21 protein-coding genes are annotated in these 22,806 nt (G+C 72.3%); 14 read left to right on the top strand and 7 right to left on the bottom strand.

Annotated elements, in window-relative coordinates; all coding sequences use genetic code 11:
- The first annotated feature begins 1 nt into the window (after position 1).
- Genes V6V89_RS23625 through V6V89_RS23610 form a run of 4 tightly spaced genes read left to right on the top strand, consistent with a single transcriptional unit; the run spans position 2 to position 4,495 of the window.
- Positions 2 to 1,471: a glycoside hydrolase family 43 protein gene (locus V6V89_RS23625; protein ID WP_334621461.1), complete on the top strand. Its 1,470-nt coding sequence runs from the start codon at positions 2 to 4 to the stop codon at positions 1,469 to 1,471.
- Complete coding sequence (locus V6V89_RS23620) at positions 1,468 to 2,343, top strand: PmoA family protein (protein ID WP_334621460.1); 876 nt, start codon at positions 1,468 to 1,470, stop codon at positions 2,341 to 2,343. The genes V6V89_RS23625 and V6V89_RS23620 overlap by 4 nt, the downstream gene beginning before the upstream one ends.
- A gap of 20 nt (positions 2,344 to 2,363) precedes the next feature.
- The gene (locus V6V89_RS23615; RefSeq protein WP_334621459.1) at positions 2,364 to 3,251 is read left to right on the top strand and encodes a PmoA family protein; all 888 of its coding nucleotides are present in this window, start codon (positions 2,364 to 2,366) and stop codon (positions 3,249 to 3,251) included.
- Positions 3,248 to 4,495, top strand: coding sequence for an ROK family transcriptional regulator (locus tag V6V89_RS23610; protein ID WP_334621458.1), 1,248 nt, complete (start codon positions 3,248 to 3,250; stop codon positions 4,493 to 4,495). The genes V6V89_RS23615 and V6V89_RS23610 overlap by 4 nt, the downstream gene beginning before the upstream one ends.
- Here V6V89_RS23610 and V6V89_RS23605 read toward each other — a convergent pair.
- Both V6V89_RS23605 and V6V89_RS23600 read right to left on the bottom strand, forming a co-directional pair.
- Complete coding sequence (locus V6V89_RS23605; RefSeq protein ID WP_334621456.1) at positions 4,416 to 4,997, bottom strand: hypothetical protein; 582 nt, start codon at positions 4,995 to 4,997, stop codon at positions 4,416 to 4,418. The two genes, V6V89_RS23610 and V6V89_RS23605, sit on opposite strands and share 80 nt — an antisense overlap.
- A gap of 28 nt (positions 4,998 to 5,025) precedes the next feature.
- On the bottom strand, positions 5,026 to 6,531 hold the full coding sequence (locus tag V6V89_RS23600; RefSeq protein ID WP_334621455.1) for an ATP-binding protein: 1,506 nt from the start codon (positions 6,529 to 6,531) through the stop codon (positions 5,026 to 5,028).
- A gap of 241 nt (positions 6,532 to 6,772) precedes the next feature.
- On the opposite strand from V6V89_RS23600, the gene V6V89_RS23595 reads away from it, so the two are divergent.
- Positions 6,773 to 7,765: a glycoside hydrolase family 11 protein gene (locus V6V89_RS23595; protein ID WP_334621453.1), complete on the top strand. Its 993-nt coding sequence runs from the start codon at positions 6,773 to 6,775 to the stop codon at positions 7,763 to 7,765.
- Between the two features lie 79 nt (positions 7,766 to 7,844).
- Entirely contained in the window at positions 7,845 to 8,135 is a 291-nt protein-coding gene (locus V6V89_RS23590) for a YciI family protein (protein ID WP_334621452.1), read from the top strand.
- A gap of 38 nt (positions 8,136 to 8,173) precedes the next feature.
- Here V6V89_RS23590 and V6V89_RS23585 read toward each other — a convergent pair whose 3' ends face one another.
- The gene (locus tag V6V89_RS23585) at positions 8,174 to 10,243 is read right to left on the bottom strand and encodes a hypothetical protein (RefSeq protein WP_334621450.1); all 2,070 of its coding nucleotides are present in this window, start codon (positions 10,241 to 10,243) and stop codon (positions 8,174 to 8,176) included.
- A gap of 209 nt (positions 10,244 to 10,452) precedes the next feature.
- Here V6V89_RS23585 and V6V89_RS23580 point away from each other — a divergent pair, with 209 nt between their 5' ends.
- Complete coding sequence (locus V6V89_RS23580) at positions 10,453 to 11,922, top strand: DEAD/DEAH box helicase (protein ID WP_334621449.1); 1,470 nt, start codon at positions 10,453 to 10,455, stop codon at positions 11,920 to 11,922.
- Positions 11,923 to 11,932: 10 nt separating this feature from the next.
- On the opposite strand, the gene V6V89_RS23575 is transcribed toward V6V89_RS23580, so the two are convergent.
- Positions 11,933 to 13,390 (bottom strand): WD40 repeat domain-containing protein, encoded by a 1,458-nt coding sequence (locus V6V89_RS23575; RefSeq protein WP_334621447.1) that lies wholly within the window; start codon positions 13,388 to 13,390, stop codon positions 11,933 to 11,935.
- Positions 13,387 to 13,929 carry a SigE family RNA polymerase sigma factor gene (locus V6V89_RS23570; RefSeq protein WP_334621446.1) on the bottom strand — a complete coding sequence of 181 codons (543 nt, stop codon included), beginning with the start codon at positions 13,927 to 13,929 and terminating at the stop codon, positions 13,387 to 13,389. Before V6V89_RS23570 ends, V6V89_RS23575 begins: the two co-directional genes overlap by 4 nt.
- Positions 13,930 to 14,053: 124 nt before the next feature.
- On the opposite strand from V6V89_RS23570, the gene V6V89_RS23565 reads away from it, so the two are divergent.
- A complete protein-coding gene (locus V6V89_RS23565; protein WP_334621444.1) occupies positions 14,054 to 14,551 on the top strand; it encodes a hypothetical protein in 498 nt (165 codons plus the stop codon).
- A gap of 14 nt (positions 14,552 to 14,565) precedes the next feature.
- On the opposite strand, the gene V6V89_RS23560 is transcribed toward V6V89_RS23565, so the two are convergent.
- Positions 14,566 to 16,011, bottom strand: a complete 1,446-nt coding sequence (locus V6V89_RS23560) for an aldehyde dehydrogenase family protein (protein ID WP_334621442.1) — start codon at positions 16,009 to 16,011, stop codon at positions 14,566 to 14,568.
- Positions 16,012 to 16,118: 107 nt separating this feature from the next.
- Between V6V89_RS23560 and V6V89_RS23555 the strand changes: the two genes are divergently transcribed.
- On the top strand, positions 16,119 to 17,237 hold the full coding sequence (locus V6V89_RS23555; protein ID WP_334621441.1) for an NAD(P)-dependent alcohol dehydrogenase: 1,119 nt from the start codon (positions 16,119 to 16,121) through the stop codon (positions 17,235 to 17,237).
- Here V6V89_RS23555 and V6V89_RS23550 read toward each other — a convergent pair whose 3' ends face one another.
- Entirely contained in the window at positions 17,238 to 18,158 is a 921-nt protein-coding gene (locus V6V89_RS23550; RefSeq protein WP_334621439.1) for a PaaX family transcriptional regulator, read from the bottom strand.
- Positions 18,159 to 18,284: 126 nt separating this feature from the next.
- On the opposite strand from V6V89_RS23550, the gene V6V89_RS23545 reads away from it, so the two are divergent.
- From V6V89_RS23545 to V6V89_RS23525, 5 genes are read left to right on the top strand one after another with little or no spacing between them, the layout of a single operon-like run.
- Complete coding sequence (locus V6V89_RS23545) at positions 18,285 to 19,481, top strand: ABC transporter substrate-binding protein (protein ID WP_334621438.1); 1,197 nt, start codon at positions 18,285 to 18,287, stop codon at positions 19,479 to 19,481.
- Between the two features lie 41 nt (positions 19,482 to 19,522).
- On the top strand, positions 19,523 to 20,260 hold the full coding sequence (locus V6V89_RS23540) for an ABC transporter ATP-binding protein (RefSeq protein WP_334621437.1): 738 nt from the start codon (positions 19,523 to 19,525) through the stop codon (positions 20,258 to 20,260).
- Positions 20,257 to 20,925 (top strand): ABC transporter ATP-binding protein, encoded by a 669-nt coding sequence (locus V6V89_RS23535; protein WP_334621436.1) that lies wholly within the window; start codon positions 20,257 to 20,259, stop codon positions 20,923 to 20,925. Before V6V89_RS23540 ends, V6V89_RS23535 begins: the two co-directional genes overlap by 4 nt.
- Positions 20,922 to 21,797, top strand: coding sequence for a branched-chain amino acid ABC transporter permease (locus tag V6V89_RS23530; RefSeq protein ID WP_334621435.1), 876 nt, complete (start codon positions 20,922 to 20,924; stop codon positions 21,795 to 21,797). Before V6V89_RS23535 ends, V6V89_RS23530 begins: the two co-directional genes overlap by 4 nt.
- Positions 21,794 to 22,792 (top strand): branched-chain amino acid ABC transporter permease, encoded by a 999-nt coding sequence (locus V6V89_RS23525; RefSeq protein ID WP_334621434.1) that lies wholly within the window; start codon positions 21,794 to 21,796, stop codon positions 22,790 to 22,792. Before V6V89_RS23530 ends, V6V89_RS23525 begins: the two co-directional genes overlap by 4 nt.
- The last annotated feature ends 14 nt before the right edge of the window (positions 22,793 to 22,806 follow it).

Here is a 22,806-nt window from a genome sequence, read left to right as displayed (position 1 = left end):
GATGGCAGCGCCGTGGATCGCGGACAACGGTGACGGCACGTACCGCAACCCGATCCTGTACGCCGACTGGTCCGACCCCGACGCGGTCCGCGTCGGCGACGACTTCTACATGACCGCGTCCAGCTTCCATCGGGTACCCGGGCTGCCTGTCCTGCACAGCCGCGACCTGGTCACCTGGTCGGTGATCGGCCACGCGCTGCCGCGACTGGAGCCGGTGGAGGAGTTCCGCACGCCGCAGTGGGGCTGCGGGGTGTGGGCGCCCGCCCTCCGGCACCACGACGGGCTGTTCTGGATCGTCTACCCCGACCCCGACCGGGGCATCTTCGTGGTGACCGCCACCGACCCGGCCGGCCCGTGGAGCCGGCCCTGGCTGCTCAAGGGTGGGCGCGGCCTCATCGACCCGTGTCCACTGTGGGACGACGACGGCTCCGCGTATCTGGTGCACGGCTGGGCCAAGAGCCGCGCAGGCATCAACAACAAGCTCACCGCCCACCGCATGAGCCCCGACGCCACCGAGCTGCTCGACGAGGGCCGGGTCGTCGTCGACGGCGACGCCCTGCCGGGGTACCGCACGCTCGAAGGTCCCAAGTGGTACAGGCGCGACGGCTGGTACTGGATCTTCGCCCCCGCGGGCGGGGTCGCCACCGGGTGGCAGTCGGTGTTCCGGTCCCGGCACGTGTTCGGGCCGTACGAGGATCGGATCGTGCTCGCACAGGGCGACACCGACGTCAACGGGCCGCACCAGGGCGCGTGGGTGACCACCTCGAAGGGCGAGGACTGGTTCCTGCACTTCCAGGAACGTGGCCCGTTCGGGCGGATCGTCCACCTGCAACCCATGCGATGGGGTGCTGAGGGTTGGCCAGAGATCGGCGCGGCCGGGAAACCCGTACCAGGTCACGCGAAACCCGCGGTCGCCGATGCCGGCCCAGGGACCGCGCGTACCGCGGAGATCTCCGATCTACAGTGGACGTGGTCGGCCAACCCGGAGCTGGGGTGGGCGACGCCGCTGCCCGGCGGCGGGTTTCGGATGGCCTGCGTGCCGGGCGGCGACGACCTGCGCGCGCTGCCGAACGTGCTCGGCCGGCGGCTGCCCGCCGACCGGTTCCGCGCGACCGTCACGCTGGGCCTGACCGGCGCCTCAGCCGGCGCGCGGGCCGGGTTCACCGTGCTCGGCGCCACCTATGCCTGGATCGGTGTCGTCCGCACGGTGGACGGCGACCGGCTGGTGCACCGGGTGGCGGATGAGGGCGCAGCAGAAGTGGACGCCGCGCCGGCGACCCCTGTGGACACGCCGGTCACGCTCGGCGTCGACGTGCACCCGGACGGGACCTGCCGGTTCCGCGCCGGCGACGAGCCGGTGGGGCCGCCGTTTCCCGCGACGGGCGGGAGGTGGGTCGGCGCCACCCTCGGCATCTTCGCCACGGGCGACGGCGGTACGGCCGACTTCTCGGACCCGCGGGTCACCGCATGACCCGTACCCTGCCCGGCACGCTGAGCCTGCGCCTCGACGGGCGTGCGGTCGCCGAGTACGTCTGGCGCCCGCAACTGCCCGCGGAGGTCTCGCCGCGCCCCTACCTGCACCCGGTGCGGACGCTGGGCGGCACCGAGGTCACCGAGCTCATGCCCGACGACCACCTGCACCACCTGGGCGTCAGCGTGGCTGTCGCCGACGTGGACGGTGCGAACTTCTGGGGCGGGCGCACGTTCGTGCGCGGCCGCGGCTCGGTGCACCTGCCCAACCACGGCGTCCAGCGGCACCACGATTGGACCAACCGCACCAGCGGCGACCTCACCCATGAGCTGCGCTGGATCGGCCCGGAGGGCAACGACCTGCTGCGCGAGCGCCGCAGCATCGCCGCGCGGGCGGTCGGCGCGCAGGCGTGGGCACTGGACTTCGAGTTCGCGCTCACCAACGTGACCGCCGGGCCGCTCACGTTCGCCAGCCCGGCCACCAACGGGCGCTCGGGCGCCGGCTACGGCGGGTTCTTCTGGCGGGCCCGCCGCGGCCACCAGCGCATCCACGTCCTAGGCCCCAGCCGCACGGGGGAGCGGCACCTGCACGGCCGGCGGTCGCCGTGGCTGGCGCTGACCGGCAGCAGCACCGACCCCTGGACCCTGGTCTTCGTGGCCGTCGCGTCAGCGCACCGCGGCGATATGTGGTTCGTGCGCAGCCGCGACTACGCCGGCGTCGGCTCGTCGCTGGCCTGGGACCAACCACTGGTCGTGGCAGCCGGTGGGCGCGTCCACCGCCGGATCGTCACCGTCGTCGCGGACGGCAGGCTACGCTCCGGACAAGCCGCCGAGCTCGCTGGCGCGGTCCTGGCGGGTACGGAGGCCGGGTGATGAGAGGCGGCGAGGCAACGATGGCAGGTCCCGGCGCACCGCGGTCCGTGGTCGTCGAGCAGCCACGCGGCACCGCCATGCTGCGCCTGCGTGGGCACGACATCGCGCGGTACGTGTGGCAGCCGGAGGTGCCGCCCGGCAGCTCGCCGCGGCCGTATCTGCACCCGGTGCGCACGTTCGCCGGCACCACGGTCACCGATGCCGCACCCGACTCGCACCCGCACCAGTTCGGCATCAGCGTCGCCGCACCCGACGTCGACGGGCAGAACTTCTGGGGTGGGCGCACGTTCATCGCCGGCCACGGGCCGGCCTGGCTCGACAACCACGGCACCCAGGCGCACCAGCGGTGGCTGCGCCGCACCGACACCGAGCTGACGCACACTCTACAGTGGACCAGCGCTCACCACGCTCCGCTGCTGCGCGAGGAGCGGTCGATAAGCTGCTGGCCGGTCGCCGACACCGCGTGGGCCCTCGCCGTGCGCACCGAGCTCACCAACGCGCTCGACCGGCCGCTGCCGATCCGCAGCCCCGCCGCGCACGGCCGCGTCGGCGCCGGCTACGGCGGCGTCTTCTGGCGGGGGGCGGCCGTCGCCGGCACCGCGCGGGTGTTCAGCGCCGCCGGGGCTGACGTGCGATCGGTACACGGCACCACCGCCGCCTGGGTCGCGGTCAGCGGCGACGCCTGGACCATGCTTTTCGTGCCCGGAGACGAGACGACCGCGCGCGACAGGTGGTTCGTGCGCGCCCGCGACTACATCGGCGTCTGCTCCTCGCTCACCTGGGACGAGCCGCTGGTGCTGGCGCCCGGCGAGAGCGTCGCCCGCCGCGTCGTCGCCGTCGTCGTCGACGGTGTCCTCTCCGCGGGCGCGGCCGCCGAGCTGGCCGCGACCCTCCGGCGGGCCCCATGAAGGCCCACATCCGGCCCAGCAGCCCGCGCCAGCCCGCCGAGCCGGTCCGGCAGGAAGGCCTGCGCAGCCTCAACCTCGAACTGGTGTTCCGGCACATCCTCGCCGCGTCGGTGCCCATCTCGCGTACCGAGCTGGCCACCGGCACCGGCCTGACCCGGCCCACGATCAGCCGCATCGTCGAGGAGCTGCTCGCCGGCCGGCTCATCACCGAGTCCGGCCTCACCCACGACGGGCGCGCGGGCCGCCCGCGCGTCGGCCTGACCATCTCCGACAAGGGCCCGGCCGGCCTCGGACTCGACATCCGCTCCGACGGCCTCGCGGCCTGCGTCGTCGACCTCACGGGTACCGTGCGGCACCTGGCCTTCGCACCGTCCACATACACCGATCAGGGCGCGCCGGCGGTGCTCGCCGAGCTGGCCCGGATGGCCGGCACCGCCATCGAGGCCACCGCCGCCGAAGAGCTCACCGTCGTCACCGCCACCCTCGCCGTGCCCGGCCCGGTCGACGCCGGCCTGGTGCGGTCCGCGCCGGCCCTCGGCTGGCGCAACGTCGACGCGGGCGCGCTCCTGCGCGGCGCCACCCAGAACCTCGACCTGCCCATCTCCGTCGACAACATCGGTGTCGACAACGAGGCGAACCTGGCCGCGCTGGGTGAGCTCTACGCCAGCGACAACACCCTGAGCAGCTTCGTGTACGTCTCCGGTGGGCTGGGCATCGGCGCCGGCATCGTCCTCGATGGACAGCTGCTGCGCGGCGTGCGCGGCTGGAGCGGCGAGCTCGGGCATGTCACCGTGTACCCGGACGGCAAGCCCTGCCCGTGCGGCTCGCGCGGCTGCCTCCAGACGTACGCGAGCCTGCCGGCCATCCTCAGCGACGAGCCCGTCCCGCCGCACAGCACCCCCGACGCGGCCGTGACCAGCCGTGCCGACGCCGGCGACCCGGGCACGCTGGCCGCCCTCGACACCGCCGGCACCGCCCTGGGCATCGCGCTCTCCGACATGATCAACATCCTCGACATCGACACGGTGCTGCTCGGCGGCGCGTTCTCGCTGCTGTCGTCGTGGCTGACCGCGACCGCCCGCACCGAGCTCAACCAGCGCGTCCTCACCGCCGCGTGGGCCCCCATCACGGTCCGCCCGGCGCAGCTGGGCCCGGACGCGGCGGTCATAGGCGCCGCTTTGACGGCGATAGACCAGATCCGCCAACACCCGACAGCATGGCTCCTCCGCCCCCCGCCCCCCTAGCACCCCCTCCGCTCGCCCGGCCCTGTCCGCCCGCCCCACCCCGCTCGCCCGGCCCTGTCCGCGCGCCGCCGCCCTCTCCGTCGATCAAGGGCGAACGCACGTGCTTTGATCTCCATTCCACGTGCGTTTGCCCTTGATCTGTGAACACTTCCTTGATCGGCGGCGCGATCGAGTCCAGTCCCGCGTCGCGCATGAGGTCCCAGCCCACATTGGAGTACGCGGTCTCCTGGAACGGGTCGACGACGACGTGCTGAGGATCGGGTGGGTCGAGCGCGACGAGCGCCTCGCCGATGGCGAGCGCGGAGCTGCCGTACGCGAGCCCGACCTCGACGACGGTCTCGACGCCCTCCGCGATCAGCAGGTCGCGTACCGGGTCACAGTCGCGCTCCGGCATCGAGACCGTCTCGAAGTCCCGCTCGTGCGGCCGTGTCCACGGCGGCCCTTCCTCCGCCAGCCGCTGCCGTACCTCCCTGATCCGCGCACCGCGTTCGCCTGTCGTCACCGAACGAGTGTCCCAGGGGTCGTCGCCGCTATCGCGTGGTGGCGTGGCGGAGTTCGGCGATGCGGTCCGCGATGTCGTGCTGGTTAATGGGCGTCGCCGCGACCCCGGTGCGGGCTTCCTGCATCGCTTTGGCCAGTTGTGCCCGGCGCAGCGCCTCCTTCAGGTCGGCGCCGGTCATGCCGGCGCTGGCCGTGGCGAGGCCGTCGACGTCGATGTCGTCGGCGAACATCCGGAAGCCGGCCGTCTCGTGCCGCGTCATCAGCTGCCGGATCATCTTGGCGATGATCTGAGCCCTGCCGGTGTGATCGGGCTGGGGGATGGCGAGCTTGATGTCGAAGCGCCCGGAACGGACCAGCGAGTCGTCGACGCGTTCCGGAAAGTTGGTTGTGGCGACCACGATCACGTTCGGGTTCTCTTCGATGAGGTCGTTCATCTCCTGCTTGAAGATGCCGGCCACGGCGTTGATCGCCTGGCTGGCGGCGTCCATGCCGGCGCCGGTGTAGCTGATGATGCTGTCGAACTCGTCGAAGAGCATCACGGTCGGTTCGCGGTAGCGGCGGGCGTCCCGGAAGATCCGCTTGATGTTGCGCTCGGACCCGCCGAGCCACTTGTCGAGGATCTCCGGCGTCCGGATCTCGCGGAACGTCGCGCCGATCTCGGCGGCGAGCGCGCGGGCGAGCATCGTCTTGCCGGTGCCTGGCGGCCCGTACAGCAGGATGCCCTGCGGGCGGCGCGCTCCCCATCGGGCCATGACCTGCGGATGCCGGAACGACACCGCGATCTGCCGGAACTGCGCCACCACGGCGTCGAGGCCGCCGACCTGGTCCAGCGTCACGCGTTCCGCGGCGTCCGCGGCGGATGACGGGCCCATCGGGTACCGGGACAGCACGTACTCGCCGTGGGGTCGCTCACCTCCCGCGGCCCGTCCGGCGACGTCCAGCACGACGCCCAGCATCGCGACCAGGTGCTTCGGCGACAGCTGCCCGGACGGCACCGCCGCCTGGGCCGTGACGAGCGGCCCACCGCCGGCGAACCGGGAGGGCGGCCGGTGGTACGTCACGGTGGCGCGGAGGCCGGTCGCCGGATCCGTCCGCACCACGGACCGCACCGGCTCATCCTCGCGAGCCGTCGACGTAGAACCGGGCCGGTCCCGGCCCAGCCAGCGAGACACCTCGGAGACCGCCGCACCGACGCCGTCCACGACCCGGATCGCCCAGTCGTCGCCGGCCGCCGCGCGGCGCGCCAGCAGTACCCCGACAGGGTCTCGCCCCAGCACGCCGAAGGCCGGCTGGGGCTCGCGGCCGATGCGCATCGACGTATCCAGGAGGTAGGCCGGTTGACCGTCGCGTGCCGCGGCGGAGATCGACAGCCGGGCGTTTGCTATCACGGATGGCAGTGCGGCGTCGTGCAGCAGATCGACGGGCTGGTCGGCCGCGGCGGCCACGATCTCGTCGAAGCCCACCACGCTGACCTGGCAGCCGGCGTATTCGAACGTCTCGGCCGCTGGTCGCAGGCCGTGCTCGGGTCGCGGCATCGTCCCACCTCATCGTGACGGCTCGCACCTGCCCGAAGTGTGACATCCCGGCCACCCGCCGGCCACTCGTGCGAGCCCGCGCTCCGCTCCGGAAGTTTCAAGTTGAGTTCCGCAATCCTTCCGGAAATCGTTGACAACACGGACAGATCAAATCAATACTGTGCCATCGGCAGGCATCAATCACTGTCGATCGGAATCACCCCCACGGGACCGCCAGCGCTCACGAGGAGGAAACGCGCAGATGAACGACGCTCCGGTCCACCCCAGGAGCCGCAGACGCGGCCGCACCAGGATGTTCGTCGGTGGCGCCTGCGCCGTGGCGCTGGTCGTGGTCGCGGCCATCCTGCCCGGTATCGCTCACGCACAGACCGTGACCACGAACTCGACCGGCACCCACAACGGCTACTACTACTCGTTCTGGAAAGACAGCGGCAACGTCTCCATGACCATGGGTAACGGCGGCCAGTACAGCACCCAGTGGAGCAACGTCAACAACTTCGTCGCCGGCAAGGGCTGGAACCCGGGCACGCGCAGGACGGTGACCTACTCCGGCACCTTCAACCCGTCCGGCAACTCGTACCTGACCCTCTACGGGTGGACGAGGAACCCGCTGATCGAGTACTACATCGTCGACAGTTGGGGCAGCTGGCGGCCACCGGGCTCCGGCCACATGGGCACGGTCACCAGCGACGGCGGCACCTACGACATCTACCGCACGCAGCGCGTCAACCAGCCCTCCATCGAGGGCACCCGAACGTTCTACCAGTACTGGAGCGTGCGGCAGTCCAAGAGGGTGGGCGGCACCATCAACGCCGGCACTCACTTCGACGCCTGGGCCAGCAGGGGCATGAACCTGGGCAGCCACGATTACCAGATCATGGCGACCGAGGGGTTCCAGAGCAGCGGCAGCTCCAACATCACGGTGGGCGGCTCCACGCCCGGCCCCAATCCCACCACTGCCAACCCGGGCGGCGGCTGCACGGTGAGCGTCAGCCGTGGCCAGGAGTGGACCGACCGGTTCAACGTGAACCTCTCGGTCAGTGGCAGCAGCAACTGGGTCGTCAGCATCAACGCCCAGGGCGGCCAGAGCCTGCAGAGCAGCTGGAACGCGTCGGTCAGCGGCAGCACCGGCACCCTCACTGCGCGGCCGAACGGCAACGGCAACAGCTTCGGCATCACGCTCTACAAGAACGGGAACAACACCACGCCCACCGCGAGCTGCGCGACAGGCTGACACGGGCACAGGGCACCGGTGGCGCGGCGGCCAATGGCCACCGCGCCACACCTGTCGCCGGTACGGCATGATCGCGGGTATGGCCGAGACCTTGCCGACGTTCCTCGTGATGTACCAGTACGTCCCGGACATGGAGCAGCGACGCACCGAGCACCGGCCGGCGCACCTGGACTGGCTCCGGCAGCTGGCCGACGCCGGCCGGATGGTCCTGGCCGGCGCGACGCTCGACCCGGTCGACACCGCGGTCCTCGTCGTTCGGGGCGAGGACGTCCTGGCCGTGCGCCGGATGCTGCTGGACGACCCGTACGCGGCCGCCAACCTCATCGTCGGCGTGACCGTCCGCCCGATGGGCGTCGCCGTCGGCGGCTGACCCAGGGTCCTTTCGTCGCCCAGAACAGTTGGTGGCAGCTAGGGCAGGGCCCGCTCCCACATCACGGTGTACGCCTCCGCGCCGTTCATCAGGTCGGCGCGCAGCGCGGCGCCCTCGCCGCCGGCCTGCTGGATCAGGTCGGCGGTCCAGTCCGCGTAGAGGCCGTACTGCGCCACGCCGTCGAGGTTGAGGTCGAACGTCCGCGTGCCGAAGACCTGCCTGCTCACCGTGGTGCCGTTGGGTGCGGTGAACGGGTACGCCAGCGGGCTGGCGCCGGCGTTGACCCGCGGCGGCGCCTGTGGCCCCAGGCCGTTGACGTCGCTGCCGAACCCGTACCCGGTGATCGCGCCGCCGTGCGGCAGGGCCCGGTTGGCGCGCCACTCGGCCAGGAAGTCCGGCAGGTCGTTGCCCGCGTCGTGGGCCGCGTAGGCGTACGAGGCGACGAACCCGCCGAGCGCGAGGATCCGGTCCACGATCGCCCGGTCCGACCAGGTGTGCACCGACGTGACGCCGGGGTATCCGGCGGCCTCGGCCATGTCGAGCACGGCCTGCGCGGTCTTCACGCCCATGTGGTCGATGTGGATGATCATGCCGCGCGCCATCGCCTGCTCGACGAGGTACCGGCCGAGGCTGGTGAGACCGCGCGTGTTGCAGATCTTGCCGCTGGGATAGACCGGCAGCAGCGTGCCCGCCGGCAGGTTCAGCGGTCCGAGTTTGAGCAGTTCGGCGAAGTCGTCGCTGACCAGCGGCTGCTCGTTGTCGGATGGGCCGGTGCAGCTGGTCGCCGTCCACCAGTGGCCGGTGGAGAGCAGGTTCGCCACGTTGATCGCTGCGCCGGTGACGCCGGAGTCGAAGCGGGTGCCGCCGAACGCGTTGTCGAACTTGTGCACCGGATATAGGCCGGAGACGCCCATCGCCCGCAGCTCGGTGAGGCCGGCGTCGATGTCGGCCCGGGTGCACTGCGGCACGTCCCTGATCTCCCGGCAGCCGAACAGCTCCGAGTTCTCGACGCCGACGACCACGGCGAGCTTTCCCTGGGCGGCGATGGCGCGCACCTGCGCCGGCGTGGTGGCGACGCGGAACCAACCCAGGCCCCTGCCGCCGCTCTGCGCGTCGACGTAGTCCTGCATCGAGTACAGGTATCGCGCCTGGACGCGGAGCTGGTCCATCTCGTCGCAGGAGGTGTCCCGCGACGGGTACAGGTCGCAGATCACGCGGTTGGCCACGAGCAGAGCGTTCAGTACCCGCTGGCCGGCCCGCCACGAGCGCTCGATGCCCCGGAAGTACGCCTGTTCGTGTAGCAGCGAGTTGTGTTGCGGCCAGTCGCCGAACGTCGGCCAGCCGTCCTCGCGCGAGTTCACCGGGTCGGTGCCGCCGATGATCGCTTCGAGCAGCGCGCCGAGGCTGAGGCTGGCGTGCGAGGCGCAGCCGGCGAGCGCCACCTCGACCCCGCCGGAGGCCCACGCCTCGCCGCAGCGCAGGCGGCCACCGAAGGCGGCGCCGGCGGTGACGTGCGCGTGTGCGTCGATCGTGCCCACGATCTTGCCGCTGCTGTCGACGCCGGGTGCCGCGGCGCCGGAGACACCGGTGGCGATGTCGGGCGGGGTGTGGCAGCCGGCCGAGGCGGCCAGCGCGACGGTGTCGGCCGACCCGCCCGCGCCGAGCCGCCACAGGAAGGAGCCCATGACCTGGCCGGTGGCGGTCGCGGCGAAGCGGTACCGGTCGCCGCTCGCGGTCACCGTGAAGTCGGCCCGGTCGCCGTACCGGTCGCCGGCGAGGATGAAGCCGACGACGCTCTGGTAGGCGGGCGCGCCGGTCGGGTCCAGCAGCTCGTACCGGGACAGTTGGGTGGCCTCCAGCCGGAACGGCGTGGCCGACGAGGCGGCGGATGTGAAGCGGTACCCGGAGCCGTCGCGCACCACGTGGCCGAGCGACCGTGACCCGTTGTAGATCTCCAGCGTGGCGCACACGCCATCGAGTGCGTCGGCCGCGGCGGTGATCCGCGTGGCGGCGGACGCACCGGGGACGGCGGCGACCGCCAGGGCCGCGACGGACACTACGACGGCCAGGCCGAGAGCGACCGGCCGTCGACGCGAGGCGGTGATCATGAATTCCTTTCACGTAGGGTGCAGAACAGGGTGCTCGCCACTTCGACGGGTGTCAAGATGTCCCCGACACCACCGGCCGCCGGTTGGGGTAGGCTAGGTGATCACGGCTCACGCGTTCTGCCTCGGTTGCGTTCGACGACGACCTCCAAAAGTGCCGCGGCCTGTATGGCCCGCGCGGGTAGGGCGGCCCTTCTACGTTCGGAGACTTCATGGCGGCACGCCGCCCTCGCGCCACCCCCCTGTCCACCTCCACGCCAACCACCACGCCCACCACGTTCACGGACCTCGGCGTACCCGACGCGCTGACCCGGGCCCTCGCGGCCCGTGGCGTCACCACGCCGTTTCCGATTCAGGCGGCGACGCTTCCGGATAGTCTGGCCGGCCGCGACGTTCTCGGCCGCGGCCGCACCGGTTCGGGCAAGACCTACGCGTTCGCCCTGCCCTTGCTGGCCCGGCTGGCGGCCAGCGCCGTGCCGCGACGCCCGGGTCGTCCGCGCGCGCTGATCCTGGCGCCCACGCGGGAGCTCGCCACCCAGATCGAGGCGGCGATCGCCCCGCTGGCGCAGGCGCTGTCGTTGCGTACCCTCACCGTCTTCGGCGGAGTGGGCCCGGCACCACAGATCCGCGCCCTGCGCGCGGGCGTGGATGTCCTGGTGGCCTGCCCGGGCCGGCTCGCCGACCACATCGAAGCGGGACACGCACGCCTTGACGCGATCGAGATCACCGTGCTGGACGAGGCCGACCACATGGCTGACCTCGGCTTCCTCCCCGTCGTTCGACGGCTGCTGGACCAGACCCCGCGAGCTGGCCAGCGGTTGCTGTTCTCCGCGACGCTGGACGCCGGAGTCGACGTGCTCGTCCGCCGGTTCCTGACCAACCCGGTCACCCACAGCGTGGACTCGTCGCAGTCGCCGGTCGCGACCATGTCACATCACCTGTTGCACGTCAGCCGCAACGACCGGCTCCCGGTCCTGATCGATCTCACGGCGGCGCCGGGGCGGACGCTGGTGTTCGCCCGCACGAAGCGCGGCGCCCGCACGCTGACCCGGAAGCTGGTCGACGCGGGCGTGCCGGCGGTGGAGCTGCACGGGAATCTCGCGCAGGCGGCGCGCAGCCGCAACCTGCTGGCCTTCTCCAGCGGCAGCGCGACGACCCTGGTCGCGACGGACATCGCCGCCCGTGGCATCCACATCGACGACATAGCCTTGGTGATCCACGCTGATCCGCCGCAGGAGCACAAGGCATACCTGCACCGATCCGGCCGGACCGCACGCGCCGGTGCCTCCGGGACTGTCGTCACCCTCATGACCGACGACCAGGTCCACGATGTCCGCGATCTGGCCCGATCGGCTGGCATCACGCCGGCGACCACCCGCCTGCAACCCGGTGATCCGCTGCTCACCAAGCTCGCTCCCGGGCCGCGCACCTTCCTGCCGGCACCAGCCGCCGACCAGGCCGCGCCCGACTCGCCGCGACGCGGCCGCTCACGGCGGCACCCGGCTGTCTCCGCCGCGCCGCGCGCGGCGTCGTCCCCCCGGCGGGGCTCCGGACAGGCTGTCCGGACCACCGCGACGCCGTCAACCGCCGGCACGGCGGGAGCGGCCGCGTTCTCCGCCAGCACCCGGGTAGGCAACCGAGTGCGAGGCGGTCTCAAATCCGGCTCGAAGAGCGGCCGCTGAAACCCGAGGACTATGCCCGGACTGTCAGGCTGTGGCGTCGCCGGCGACGCCACAGCCACCACCCCAGCACCACACCGCCGGCCAGGAGCACCACGGGCGCGCCGAAGAAGGCTACCGGCACGACGATGACCCAGCGCGCCGGGAACACGCCCGGCCTCTGCGCCTCGCCCCCGAAGCGCCCCGCCTCCAGCAGATCGCGGGCCACGTCGATGGAGAGCACCGCGTCCGGCGGGTCGAGCAGCGTCTCGACGGTGCCGTCCGGCCGCAGCGCCACCAGGGAGGCGTCGCCGACCTCCCAGAAACCGGTGTCCCGCCAGCCGGTCGAGGCGTCCTTGCGCACCCCGTTCTCCGGCCGGTAGGTAACGGCCACCAGGTCGGTGCCGTCGCGCCAGCCCAGGGCCCGCACGGCCATCGCCGTCACCGGCCCCATGGCCGGCCCGGTCGCCTCCGCACCGCTGTTGGCGTCCAGGTAGTCGACGCGCCACTGCCGGGCCGCGAGCCGCGCCGAGTCGCACTGGTCCAGGCAGCCGTCGAGCGACACCGTCGCGATCCGCTGCCCGTCCGCGGTGAAGGCGCCCGGCCCGGAAAGGTAGCGGCGCTCGCCCAGCTCCGCCGTCCACAGTGTCGCGCCGGTGCCGGCATCCAGCAGGCGCAGCCGCTCACCGGTGGCCACCGCGATCCGGCGCCCGTCGGGGGAGTACGCGGCGAGCGAGGCCGTCCGCACCTTGGCGAAGTCGTCGAACGGCACCAGCGAGAGCGCCGCACCGGTGGCCAGGTCGAGCTGCACCAGCCGGCCGGGCCGGAGGTAGTTGCCGGAGACCGGGTCGGCCTCGGTGGGACTGCCCGCGCGCAGCTGCGCCAGCAACAGCGCGCCGCCGTCGGGCCGCCACGCGACCGGCACCGCGCAGCAGTCTGCCCCGTCCGGGCCGTCGTACCGCTTGGTCTTTCCCGTGGTCAGGTCGGTGACCAGGACACGGCCGTAGGACTCGCCGGCCAGGTAGTCCTGCGCGACGTACCGGCCGTCCGGTGAGAGCACCGTGTCCTCGCCGGCCACCCGCTCGGAGCCGCCGTACAGCAGCGTCCGGTACGAGCCGTCGCGGCCGACCACCGCGATCTTGCCCTCGTGGTCGATGAGGTCCGTGCCGCGCAGGCCGATGCTGTCTCCGCTGAGCAGCAGTGCGGCGGGGCCGCGCGGGTCCTGCTGTACCGTCGCCTGCCACATCCAGGGCAGGTACACGGTCTTCGGCACCGCGCCGGTGCCGTCGCCGAACTCCATGGGCGCGGGCCGCGCCAGCAGGGCCGGCACGGCGAGCAGTACCGCCAGGGTGGCGACCACGACGCACGCGGCGACGGCCAGGTGGTGCCGGCGTCGTTGCCGGCGCCCCCGCCGCCACAGGTCGTCCTGGACCGGCGCCGCAGGCATCTGCTCGGCCAGGTCCGCCAGTGCCCGCGCCAGTCGTGCGGTCATCGGCCACCTCCCTCGTTGGGTGCCGCGCTGACGTTGCTCGCCGTACCGGCGAGGTCGGCGAGTTCCGGGGCGAGTGCGCGGAGCCGGGCCAGCGCGTCGCGGGTGGTGCTCTTCACCGTGGAGACCGAACAGCCCAGCACCGCGGCGGCCTCGACCTCTGTGCGGTCCTCGAAGTACCGCAGGACCAGCACGGCCCGCTGCTTCGGCGTGAGCCGGGCAAGCGCCTGCCGGATGACGAGCGCGTCGGCCACGCTGGCGGTGCTGTCGGGCCCGGCGCGGTCGGGCAAGGCCGGCACCGGTGGCGCGTCGCGCCGGCGGCTGCGCCAGAGCGAGACGTGCTGGCTGTACATGGTCTTGTGCACGTACCCGTCGGGGTCACCGCTTCTGATCAGGCGCTCCCAGTGCCGGGCGACCCGCACGAGCGTCACCTGCACCAGGTCCTCGGCGCTGTGCCGGTCACCGGTCAGCAGGTACGCCACCCGCGAGAGCGCAGCGATGCGACCGCCGACGTACGCCCGGAACGACTCTTCTGGACTCAACCGCTGGACACCTCCCTACCGTTCAACACGCTCGCACGAGCGCCCAGGGGTGGGTCCGCGGCCACTCGGCCTGTCGTAGCCGTGTTGTTGTTGCCAATCAGTGGCAGCAAGGTAGGGTGTCGGGATGGAATCTGGCGGCGACTCGTCGCCGGGCTCCGCCGCGATGATCCCGGGCGTCCGGGTGCTGGTCGAGGTCGTGCTGCTCAGCGCGCGGGGCGGTGGCGTGTGCTTCCGCACCGTGACGGGGTGGCTCGGCACCGGTGAGCATCCGGACGCCTACGCGCGGAGCCTGGCCGGTGCCGGAGTGGGGCTGCTCCACTCCACCTCGTGGCGGTACGCCGCGGGCGGCATCGTCCTGACCTACGCCGCGCTGCCCGACCCCGATCCGGCGGCGCCCGCCGAGCCGGTCCCTGACCTGCCGGCGGTGCACGGCGCCGACCCGCTCGCGCCCAGCCCGGCGGTCGTGCGGCCGGTCGACGTGGCGGCGCACGCCTGCCGGCATCTGGCGTTCCTGCGGCACACCGACCCTCAGGTGGCCACCCACGCGGGCGGTGCACTGTGGACACTGCTGGGTGGCTTCGCGCCGGCCGTGGCGGGCCGCCCGCCGGCCCTGGTGGGTTAGGGCAGCCAGCGCCCTCAGGCGAGCGGCAGCAGCACCGACTTCGTCTGGGTGTACTCGTGCAGCCCCTCGGGGCCGTACTCGCGGCCGTAGCCGGACTGCTTGTACCCGCCGAACGGCACCGTGACGTCGAGCATGCCCCACGTGTTGACCCACACCAGGCCGGCCTTGAGCGCGCCGGCCACCCGGTGTGCCCGGGCCACGTCGCGGGTGTGCAGGCCGGCCGCGAGGCCGAAGGAGGTGCCGTTGGCCATCGCGACCGCCTCCTGCTCGGTGTCGAACGGCTGGACCGTGACGACCGGGCCGAAGATCTCCTCCTGTACGAGGCGGGAGCCCTGGTCGACGTCCGCGATGACGGTCGGCGCGAAGTAGAACCCGTCGAGGGTGTCGATCCGGTCGCCGCCGGCCACCACCGTGGCGCCCTCGGACGCGGCGAGCTCGACGTACCCGCGGACCTTGTCGAGGTGGCGCTGGCCGGCCATCGGGCCGACGACCGTCTCCGGTGCGAGCGGATCGCCGACGGGCACATGAGTGGCACCGCCGACGACCCGGGCCAGCATCTCGTCGTAGACCGGGCGCTGGACCAGCAGGCGGGCGCCGCCCATGCAGAACTGGCCGGTGTTGAAGACGAACCCGCTGACCGCGGCCTGCCCGGCGGCGTCGAGGTCGGCGTCGGCGAACACGATGTGCGCGGACTTGCCGCCCAGCTCGACGGTGACGGGCTTGAGGGTCTCGGCGGCGGCGGTGGCGATGCGCCGCCCGACCGCCGTGGAGCCGGTGAAGGCGACCTTGTCGACGCCGGGGTGGCGGACCAGCGAGTCGCCGACCGGCCCGGCGCCGGTCACCACGTTCAGCACGCCGGGTGGCAGGCCGGCCTCGGTGAGCAGCTCGGCGATGCGCAGCGCCGTGAGCGGGGTGTCCTCGGCGGGCTTGTGCACGACCGTGTTGCCGGCCGCGAGCGCCGGGGCGATCTTCGAGGTCGACAGGATCATCGGGAAGTTGAACGGGGTCACGGCGGCGACCACGCCGATCGCCTCGCGCACGGTGTACGCCAGGGCGGGCATCGCGGTCTGCCGGGTCGCGCCGTCGATCGAGTACGCCAGGCCGGCGTAGTACTCGAAGTGTGTGATGGTGTTGCCCACGTCGACCATGCGGCTGAACTGCAGCGGCTTGCCGGTGTCGGTGGTCTCCAGCAGCGCCAGCTCCTCGGCGTGCTCTGCGATGAGCGCGGCGGCGCGGTAGAGCACGCGCGAGCGGTCCCGCCCGGCCAGCCCCGACCAGACGCCGGAGTCGAAGGCGCGCCGGGCGGCGTCGACCGCCGCGTCGACCTCGCCCGGGGTGGCGTCCGGCACGGTCGTGACCACCTTGCCGGTGGCCGGGTTGATCACCTCGCGCGTGGCGCCCTGGCCGGTGTGCCAGGCGCCGTCTATGTAGAGCCGTCCAGGGGCGCTCGTCACAGTCATGCCAACAACCGTGACGCACGTACAACAAGATGTCAACATTCCGCGCGAACCATATTCGAGCTATGCTCTGACGCTCGTAAGGGAAAGTGTCATAGGAGGTCTTCGACATGGCTCGCACCGCCACCGCCGCCGTCGTCCCCGAGATCGGCGCACCGTTCGCGCTCACCGGCGTCACCCTCGACGCGCCCCGCCCAGACGAGGTGGTCGTGCGCCTGGTCGCCGCGGGCCTGTGCCACACCGACCTGTCGGTACGCGCCGGCAAGCTGCCCTCGCCGTTCCCGGTCGTGCTCGGTCACGAGGGCGCCGGCTTCGTGGAGGAGGTCGGCTACCGGGTCACCAGCGTGACCCCCGGCGACAAGGTGCTGCTCTCGTTCACCTCCTGCGGCACGTGCGGTAACTGCCTGGCCGGGCACCCCGCGTACTGCGCCGGCTTCCTGCCGCTGAACTTCGGCGGTGCCCGCGCCGATGGCAGCGGCACCCTCAGCGGCGACGGCGGGCCGGTCACCGGGCCGGTCGCTGGGCACTTCTTCGGGCAGTCGTCGTTCGCCACGTACGCCCTCGCCGACGAGCGCTGCCTGGTCAAGGTGGCGCCGGACGCGCCGCTGGACCTGCTCGCGCCACTCGGCTGCGGGATGCAGACCGGCGCCGGCACCGTGCTCAACGTGCTGCGCCCCGAGATCGGCAGCACGCTCGCCGTCTTCGGCGTCGGCGCGGTCGGGCTCGCGGCGGTCATGGCCGCCGCGCTCGGCGGGCCATCGCGGATCGTGGCCGTGGACGTGGTACCCGAGCGGCTGGAACTGGCGCGCGAGCTCGGCGCCACCGACGTGGTCGACGCCCGCGGCGGTGAGGTCGCCGCCGCGCTGCGCGACCTGACGGGCGGCGCCGGCGTGGACTACACCGTCGAGGCGTCCGGAAACGTCGGCGCGCTGTCCGCGGCGATCGACGCGCTCGCGCTGCGCGGCACCTGCGCGATCGTCGGCGCGCCCGCGTTCGGCACCACCGTGCCGGTCGACGTCAACGGGCTGCTCGGCGGCAAGCGGGTCGTGGGCGTGACCGAAGGCGACGCCGACCCGCGCCGGTTCCTACCGCTGCTGGCCGACCTGGTCGCGCGCGGCGTGTTCCCGCTGGACAAGCTCGTGCGGCACTACCCCTTCGTCGACATCGAGAAGGCGGTGCTGGCGACCGAGCGCGGCGAGGTGGTGAAGGCGGTCCTGACCTTCGACTGATCAGCCGGTGAAGTCGCTGGTGTGGCTGCGGACCAGACGGGCCAGGTCGGCGTCGAACTGGCCCACCACCTGCACCACGCGCTGCTCGGCCAGCTGCGCCAGCCCGTCGTACAGCTCGATGAACAGCCGGCGGGCCTGCTCCCGGGGCCACCGCTGCGGCAGCAGGCCCGCCGGCAGTTCCGGGTCGAGGTTCGGGAAGTTGCGCCAGTCGTCCATCAGCGCCGTGCGGGCGACGAGCGCCTCGGCGGTGCCCACCTTGCCCTCGCCCCACTTCACGCGCACCGGCTCGTACTCCTCCAGCAGCCGCTGGTACTGGGCGCGCAGCGCGTCGAGGTCCCAGGCGTGGATCGGGTGACCGCCGGACGGGCTGCCGTCGGCGAGCTCGGACGCGAACACCGTCGCCCGGTCGATGCCCAGCTCGGCGAGGACCGCCGTCACCTGGGCCACCCGCTCGTGCGGCGAGACCCAAAGCCCGTCGTAGAGCGGCGCGAACCCGTACCAGCCCAGCCTCGTGCGCAGCGCGTGCCGCAGGTCGCGCTGGTCCTCCGGTACCGAGAAGGCGGCGACCGTCCACCGGCCCGACCACGACGACTCCGCGCTGCCGAACGACATGATGTGCCGGCTGCCCTCGCGCAGCACCTCGGCGGCGCGCTCGCTGAGCGCGTACGACGTGCGCCGCCCGGCCTTGGACTGCTCCAGCAGCCCCCGCCGCGCGAGCCGGCTCAGCGCGGCCCGAGCGCTGACCTCGGTGATGCCGAACTCGCCGAGCAGCGCCACGAGCGCTGCGGAGGGCAGCGCGGCGCGCTGGCCGTACCAGTAGTCGCCGAGCAGCGTCAGCAGCAGGTGCTGCGGGCTGCCCCCGGCCTGCATCCGGGGCAGGTCGAGCTCGTTCTCGGTGGCCGCGGCCGGCATGGCTGACATGCGCTTACTGTACATATTCCCTGTCGCACGGTTGGGTCTCGGTCGCGCAAAACATTAGGCATAACTCTTGACCAGCGATTCACAGATGTCTAGCTTCGGCGTAACACATCGATAGGGAGGACAACCGTGCGACGTCCAACCCTCTACCTCGCCGTGCTAGCTCTGGCCATCGTGACGGCCGGCTGCGGCGACGACTCCTCCGACAGCTCGAACTCTGGGGGCGAAGGCCCCATCAAGGTCGGCCAGATCGTCTCGCTGACCGGCAACTACGCGCCACTCGGCACCGAAAACGAGAAGTCCGTGAAGCTCGCCGTCGAGCAGGTCAACGCCGCTGGCGGCGTGCTCGGACGGCAGCTCGAACTCGTCGTCCGCGACGACAAGAGCCAGCCCGACCAGTCGGTGCTGGCGTTCAACGACATCAAGGGCGACGTCGCGGCGGTGATCGGTTCGCCGTTCTCCAACTCGGCGCTCGCCACCATCCCGCTCGTCGACCGCGAGAAGATCCCGTACATCTCCCTCACGCCGGCCGACGAGCAGGTCAAACCCATCCATCCGTACGTCTTCGTGGTGCCCGCCACCTCGGCGACGTACGCCGCCCGCATCCTCGCCTACCTCAAGGCGCAGGGCGTCACCAAGCTCGCCGTCGCCTACGACGGCAAGAGTTCCTACGCCAAGGCCGGCTTCAACGGCACCAAGGAACAGGCGGGGGAGTACGGAATCACGCTGGTCGCCACACCCGAGTTCCAGACCACCACGACCGAGTTCAGCGCGGTCTTCAACCAGGTCCGCTCGTCCGGTGCCGGCGCGCTGCTGGTGTGGGCGACCGGCCCGCCGGGCGTGGCCCTCGCCAAGCAGTACGCCACCGCCGGGCTGACCACGCCGGTGGTGTTCACCGGGGCACAGGCCAGCAGGCTGTGGCTGGAGCCGGTCGGCGCGGCAGCCGAGCGCGCCACCGTGGCCAGTTCCGTCGGCGTGGTCGGCAGCACCCTCCCGGACGGCGCGCTCAAGCAGGCCATCGAGGAGCTCGCCGGACCCTTCCAGAGCAAGTACGGGTACGCGCCACCGCAGTTCGCCCAGGACGGGTACACCGGCGTCAAGCTGCTCGTCGCCGCGATCGAAAAAGCGGGCAGCACCGATCCGGAAAAGGTCCAGAAGGCCCTGGAAGGGCTGTCGCTGACCACCCCGAACGGCACGTACACCTACAGCGCCGAGGACCACGCGGGCCTGTCCGCCGACTTCATCTCCATCAACACCGTCAAGGCTGGCGCGTTCGTGCCCACCGAGTGGGCGGCGGGTCAACTCGCCACGGTGGCCGGCAAATGACAGTGGCGGGCCAGTGTGAGCCACTTCTGACCCTTGAGGGCGTGTACCGCTCGTTCGGCGGCGTGTTCGCCGTGCGCGGGGTAAACCTGACCGTCGCGCCCGGCGAACTGCGCGGCGTCATCGGGCCGAACGGCGCGGGCAAGTCCACGCTGTTCAACCTGATCGGCGGGCAGCTCGCCGCCGACCGGGGCACCATCACGTACGCCGGCAACCGGCTCGACCGGTTGCCGGCGCACCGCCGGGCCCGCCTCGGCATCGCGATCGTCTTCCAGGGCGCGCGCCTTTTTCGCGGCATGACAGCCCTGGAGAACGTCATGGTCGGCGCGCACGCCACCACCCGCACCGGGTTCCTGCGCGGCACGCTGCGGCTGCCCCCGCACCACCGGGAGGAGCGGGAGATCCGGCACCGGGCGCGGGAGGCGCTGGGCCGGGTCGGGCTCGCCGACTGGGCGGACCGGGCCGCCGAGGCGCTGCCGTTAGGTCAGCAGCGGGCGTTGCAGGTGGCCCGCGCGCTGTGCGGGCGCCCGCGCCTGCTGCTGCTCGATGAGCCGGCCGCCGGCCTGCGCGCCGCCGAGCGGGAGGCCCTCGCACAGCTTATCGAGGAGCTGAAGGCCGGCGGGCTCACGATGATCAAGATTGAGCACGACGTGGCGTTCGTGACCCGGCTGGCCGACCGCGTCACCGTGCTCGATCTGGGCCGGGTGATCGCCGAGGGCACGCCGGCCGAGATCCGCGCCGATCCAGCGGTCGTGTCGGCGTACCTGGGGACGGCGGCATGAAGAGTCGCATGATCGACGTCGAAGACCTGACCGTCCGGTACGGCGCGGCCGTGGCGCTCGACGGTGTCAGCCTGACCGTGGGCGCGGGGGAGATGGTGGCGCTCATCGGCCCCAACGGCGCCGGAAAGTCCACATTGGTCAACGCGCTGTCGGGCATCCTGCGCCCCGCGGCGGGCCGGGTCACGCTCGGCGGGCGGCTCGCCCAGGTCCCCGAGGGCCGCCAGATGTTCCCCGATCTCACCGTCGACGACAACCTGAGGCTCGGCGGCTGGCGCATCCGCAACCGCGACACCGGGCCGATCTACGAGGTGCTGCCCGACCTGGCCAAGCTGCGCCGCCGCCGCGCCGGGCTGCTGTCTGGCGGGCAGCAGCAGATGGTGGCGGTCGGTCGGGCCCTGATGGGCCGGCCCGACGTGCTCGCGGTCGACGAGCTGTCGCTCGGGCTGGCGCCGCTGGTGGTCGCCGACCTCGTCCGCCACCTGCGCGAGCTCAACACCGAACGCGGCCTGGCGGTGCTGCTCATCGAGCAGAACGCCCGGATCGCGCTCGACCTGTGCACCCGCGCGTACGTCCTGGAGGCCGGCCGGATCGCCACGTCCGGCGCGTCCGCCGATCTGGCGGCGAGCCCCGAGGTCGCCGCGGCCTACCTGGGGGCGGCGGCATGAGCGAGTTGGTGCAGTACCTCATCACCGGTGTCGGGGGCGGGTGTGCGTTCGCCCTCGTGGGCAGCGGGCTCGTCGCCATCTACCGGGTCACCCGGGTGGTCAACTTCGCGCAGGGCGGGTTCGCGGTCATCGCCGCCCTCACCGCGTCGACGCTGCTGGCCGCCGGCCTGCCGCACGGCCTCGCCGAAGGGCTCGCCGTCGCGGTCGGCGCCGGCACCGGGCTGCTCGTCGGGCTGGTCGCGATCGGCAAGCCCGGCACACCGCCCGGCGCGGCGCTCATCGTCACGCTCGGGCTCGGCGTGTTCGCGTACGCCGTCGAGGTGCTGATCTGGGGCGACCAGCCGCGCTCGTTCCCCGGCGTGCCCGGCGCCGTCGAGGTGTTCGGCGCCCGGTTCCAGGCGCACTACCTGCTCATCATCGGCGCCACCCTCGCGGTGTTCGCCGGGATGGGGCTGCTGTTCACCCGCACCGACGTCGGCCGGGCGCTGTCGGCGTGCGCCTCCAACCCGTACGCGGCGAAAGTCGTCGGGATCAGCGTGACCCGGATGGGCCTCGTCTCGTTCGCGCTCGGCGGCGCCCTCGGCGGGCTGGCCGGCGTGCTGGTCACCCCGATCCAGCTGGTCACGTTCGACTACGACGTCACGCTCATCGTCGGCGGCTTCGCCGCCGCCATCCTCGGCGGTCTGGTCCGCCCGGCGCTCACCCTGGCCGGCGGGCTGCTGCTCGGCGTCGCGCAGGCCCTGGTCGCCGGGTACGGCAACGCGGCGTACCAGATGGAGGTCGCGCTGGTGCTGATGCTCGCCGTGATGATCTGGCAGGCCGCTCGCAAGCCCATCGCGCAGGAAGAATCAATGGAAGGCCAGGCAGCATGAGCGCCAGACCCTTGCGTTGGCTGCCGGGGGTGGTGGTCGCCGCCGGGACGCTCGCGCTGCCGCCGCTGCTGAGCAGCGGGCACCTTTCCGTGTACATCCTGCTCGGGCTCGCCGCCATGGTCACCATCGGGCTGTCGCTGCTGATGGGGTACGCGGGGCAGGTCTCGCTCGGGCAGGCGTCGTTCTACGCGATCGGCGGCTACACGGCCGGCCTGCTGAGCGTGCACAGCTTCCCGCCGCTGCTGGGCCTGCTCGCCGCACCGGTCGCGGCGGCGCTGTTCGCCCTGCTGGTGGGCGTGCCGCTGCTGCGCCTGCGCGGGCACCACCTCGCGTTCGCGACCCTCGCCACGCAGCTGATCCTGCTGTCGCTGGTCGGGCAGGCCGACTGGGCCGGGGGCGCGATCGGGCTGCAGGGCATCCCGCGGCTGTCGGTCGGCGGCTACGAGTTCGCCGAGGACCTGTCGTACGCGTACCTGACCTGGGCCGCGGTCGCGCTCACCCTGGTCGTGGCGCACAACGTGGTCGCGTCGAGAGCCGGGCGCGGCCTGCGCGCCCTGGCGACCAGCGAGACCGCCGCCGCGGCCAGCGGAGTGCCGGTCGGCGGGTACCGGCTGGCGGTGTTCGCGCTGTCCGCCGCCTTCGCCGGCCTGGCGGGCGGGATCTACGCGTTCTATCTCGGCTACATCGCGCCGGGTTCGTTCCCGGTGCTGCTGTCCATCGAGTACGTCGTCATGGCGGTCGTCGGCGGTCTGGGCACGCTGTGGGGTGCCCTCGTCGGTGCGACCGCGATCGTGCTGCTGATCCAGGTGCTCAACACGGTCGGCACCCAGCCCGGGATGCCCAGCTACGCGCCCAGCGTGCTCTCGTACGCGGTCTACGGGCTGCTGCTGGTGGTCGTGGTGCTCTTCCTCCCGCACGGGATCGTGCCCGCTGTCCAGCGACGTATGACACAGTCACGACGTATGACACAAGTCTTGACGGTAGGTAAGCGATGAGTCAAGCTAGTTCC

This window comes from Micromonospora sp. CPCC 206061, from assembly GCF_036906915.1.
Lineage (GTDB): Bacteria > Actinomycetota > Actinomycetes > Mycobacteriales > Micromonosporaceae > Phytohabitans.
This window is presented reverse-complemented; position numbering and strand designations above follow the sequence as displayed.

Coding starts and splice junctions, on each gene's coding strand:
- V6V89_RS23625 (WP_334621461.1), top strand. CDS start 2: ATGGCAGCGCCGTGGATCGCGGACAACGGTGACGGCACGTACCGCAAC.
- V6V89_RS23620 (WP_334621460.1), top strand. CDS start 1,468: ATGACCCGTACCCTGCCCGGCACGCTGAGCCTGCGCCTCGACGGGCGT.
- V6V89_RS23615 (WP_334621459.1), top strand. CDS start 2,364: ATGGCAGGTCCCGGCGCACCGCGGTCCGTGGTCGTCGAGCAGCCACGC.
- V6V89_RS23610 (WP_334621458.1), top strand. CDS start 3,248: ATGAAGGCCCACATCCGGCCCAGCAGCCCGCGCCAGCCCGCCGAGCCG.
- V6V89_RS23600 (WP_334621455.1), bottom strand. CDS start 6,531: ATGCCGCGACCCGAGCACGGCCTGCGACCAGCGGCCGAGACGTTCGAA.
- V6V89_RS23595 (WP_334621453.1), top strand. CDS start 6,773: ATGAACGACGCTCCGGTCCACCCCAGGAGCCGCAGACGCGGCCGCACC.
- V6V89_RS23590 (WP_334621452.1), top strand. CDS start 7,845: ATGGCCGAGACCTTGCCGACGTTCCTCGTGATGTACCAGTACGTCCCG.
- V6V89_RS23585 (WP_334621450.1), bottom strand. CDS start 10,243: ATGATCACCGCCTCGCGTCGACGGCCGGTCGCTCTCGGCCTGGCCGTC.
- V6V89_RS23580 (WP_334621449.1), top strand. CDS start 10,453: ATGGCGGCACGCCGCCCTCGCGCCACCCCCCTGTCCACCTCCACGCCA.
- V6V89_RS23575 (WP_334621447.1), bottom strand. CDS start 13,390: ATGACCGCACGACTGGCGCGGGCACTGGCGGACCTGGCCGAGCAGATG.
- V6V89_RS23565 (WP_334621444.1), top strand. CDS start 14,054: ATGGAATCTGGCGGCGACTCGTCGCCGGGCTCCGCCGCGATGATCCCG.
- V6V89_RS23560 (WP_334621442.1), bottom strand. CDS start 16,011: ATGACTGTGACGAGCGCCCCTGGACGGCTCTACATAGACGGCGCCTGG.
- V6V89_RS23555 (WP_334621441.1), top strand. CDS start 16,119: ATGGCTCGCACCGCCACCGCCGCCGTCGTCCCCGAGATCGGCGCACCG.
- V6V89_RS23550 (WP_334621439.1), bottom strand. CDS start 18,158: ATGTCAGCCATGCCGGCCGCGGCCACCGAGAACGAGCTCGACCTGCCC.
- V6V89_RS23535 (WP_334621436.1), top strand. CDS start 20,257: ATGAAGAGTCGCATGATCGACGTCGAAGACCTGACCGTCCGGTACGGC.
- V6V89_RS23530 (WP_334621435.1), top strand. CDS start 20,922: ATGAGCGAGTTGGTGCAGTACCTCATCACCGGTGTCGGGGGCGGGTGT.
- V6V89_RS23525 (WP_334621434.1), top strand. CDS start 21,794: ATGAGCGCCAGACCCTTGCGTTGGCTGCCGGGGGTGGTGGTCGCCGCC.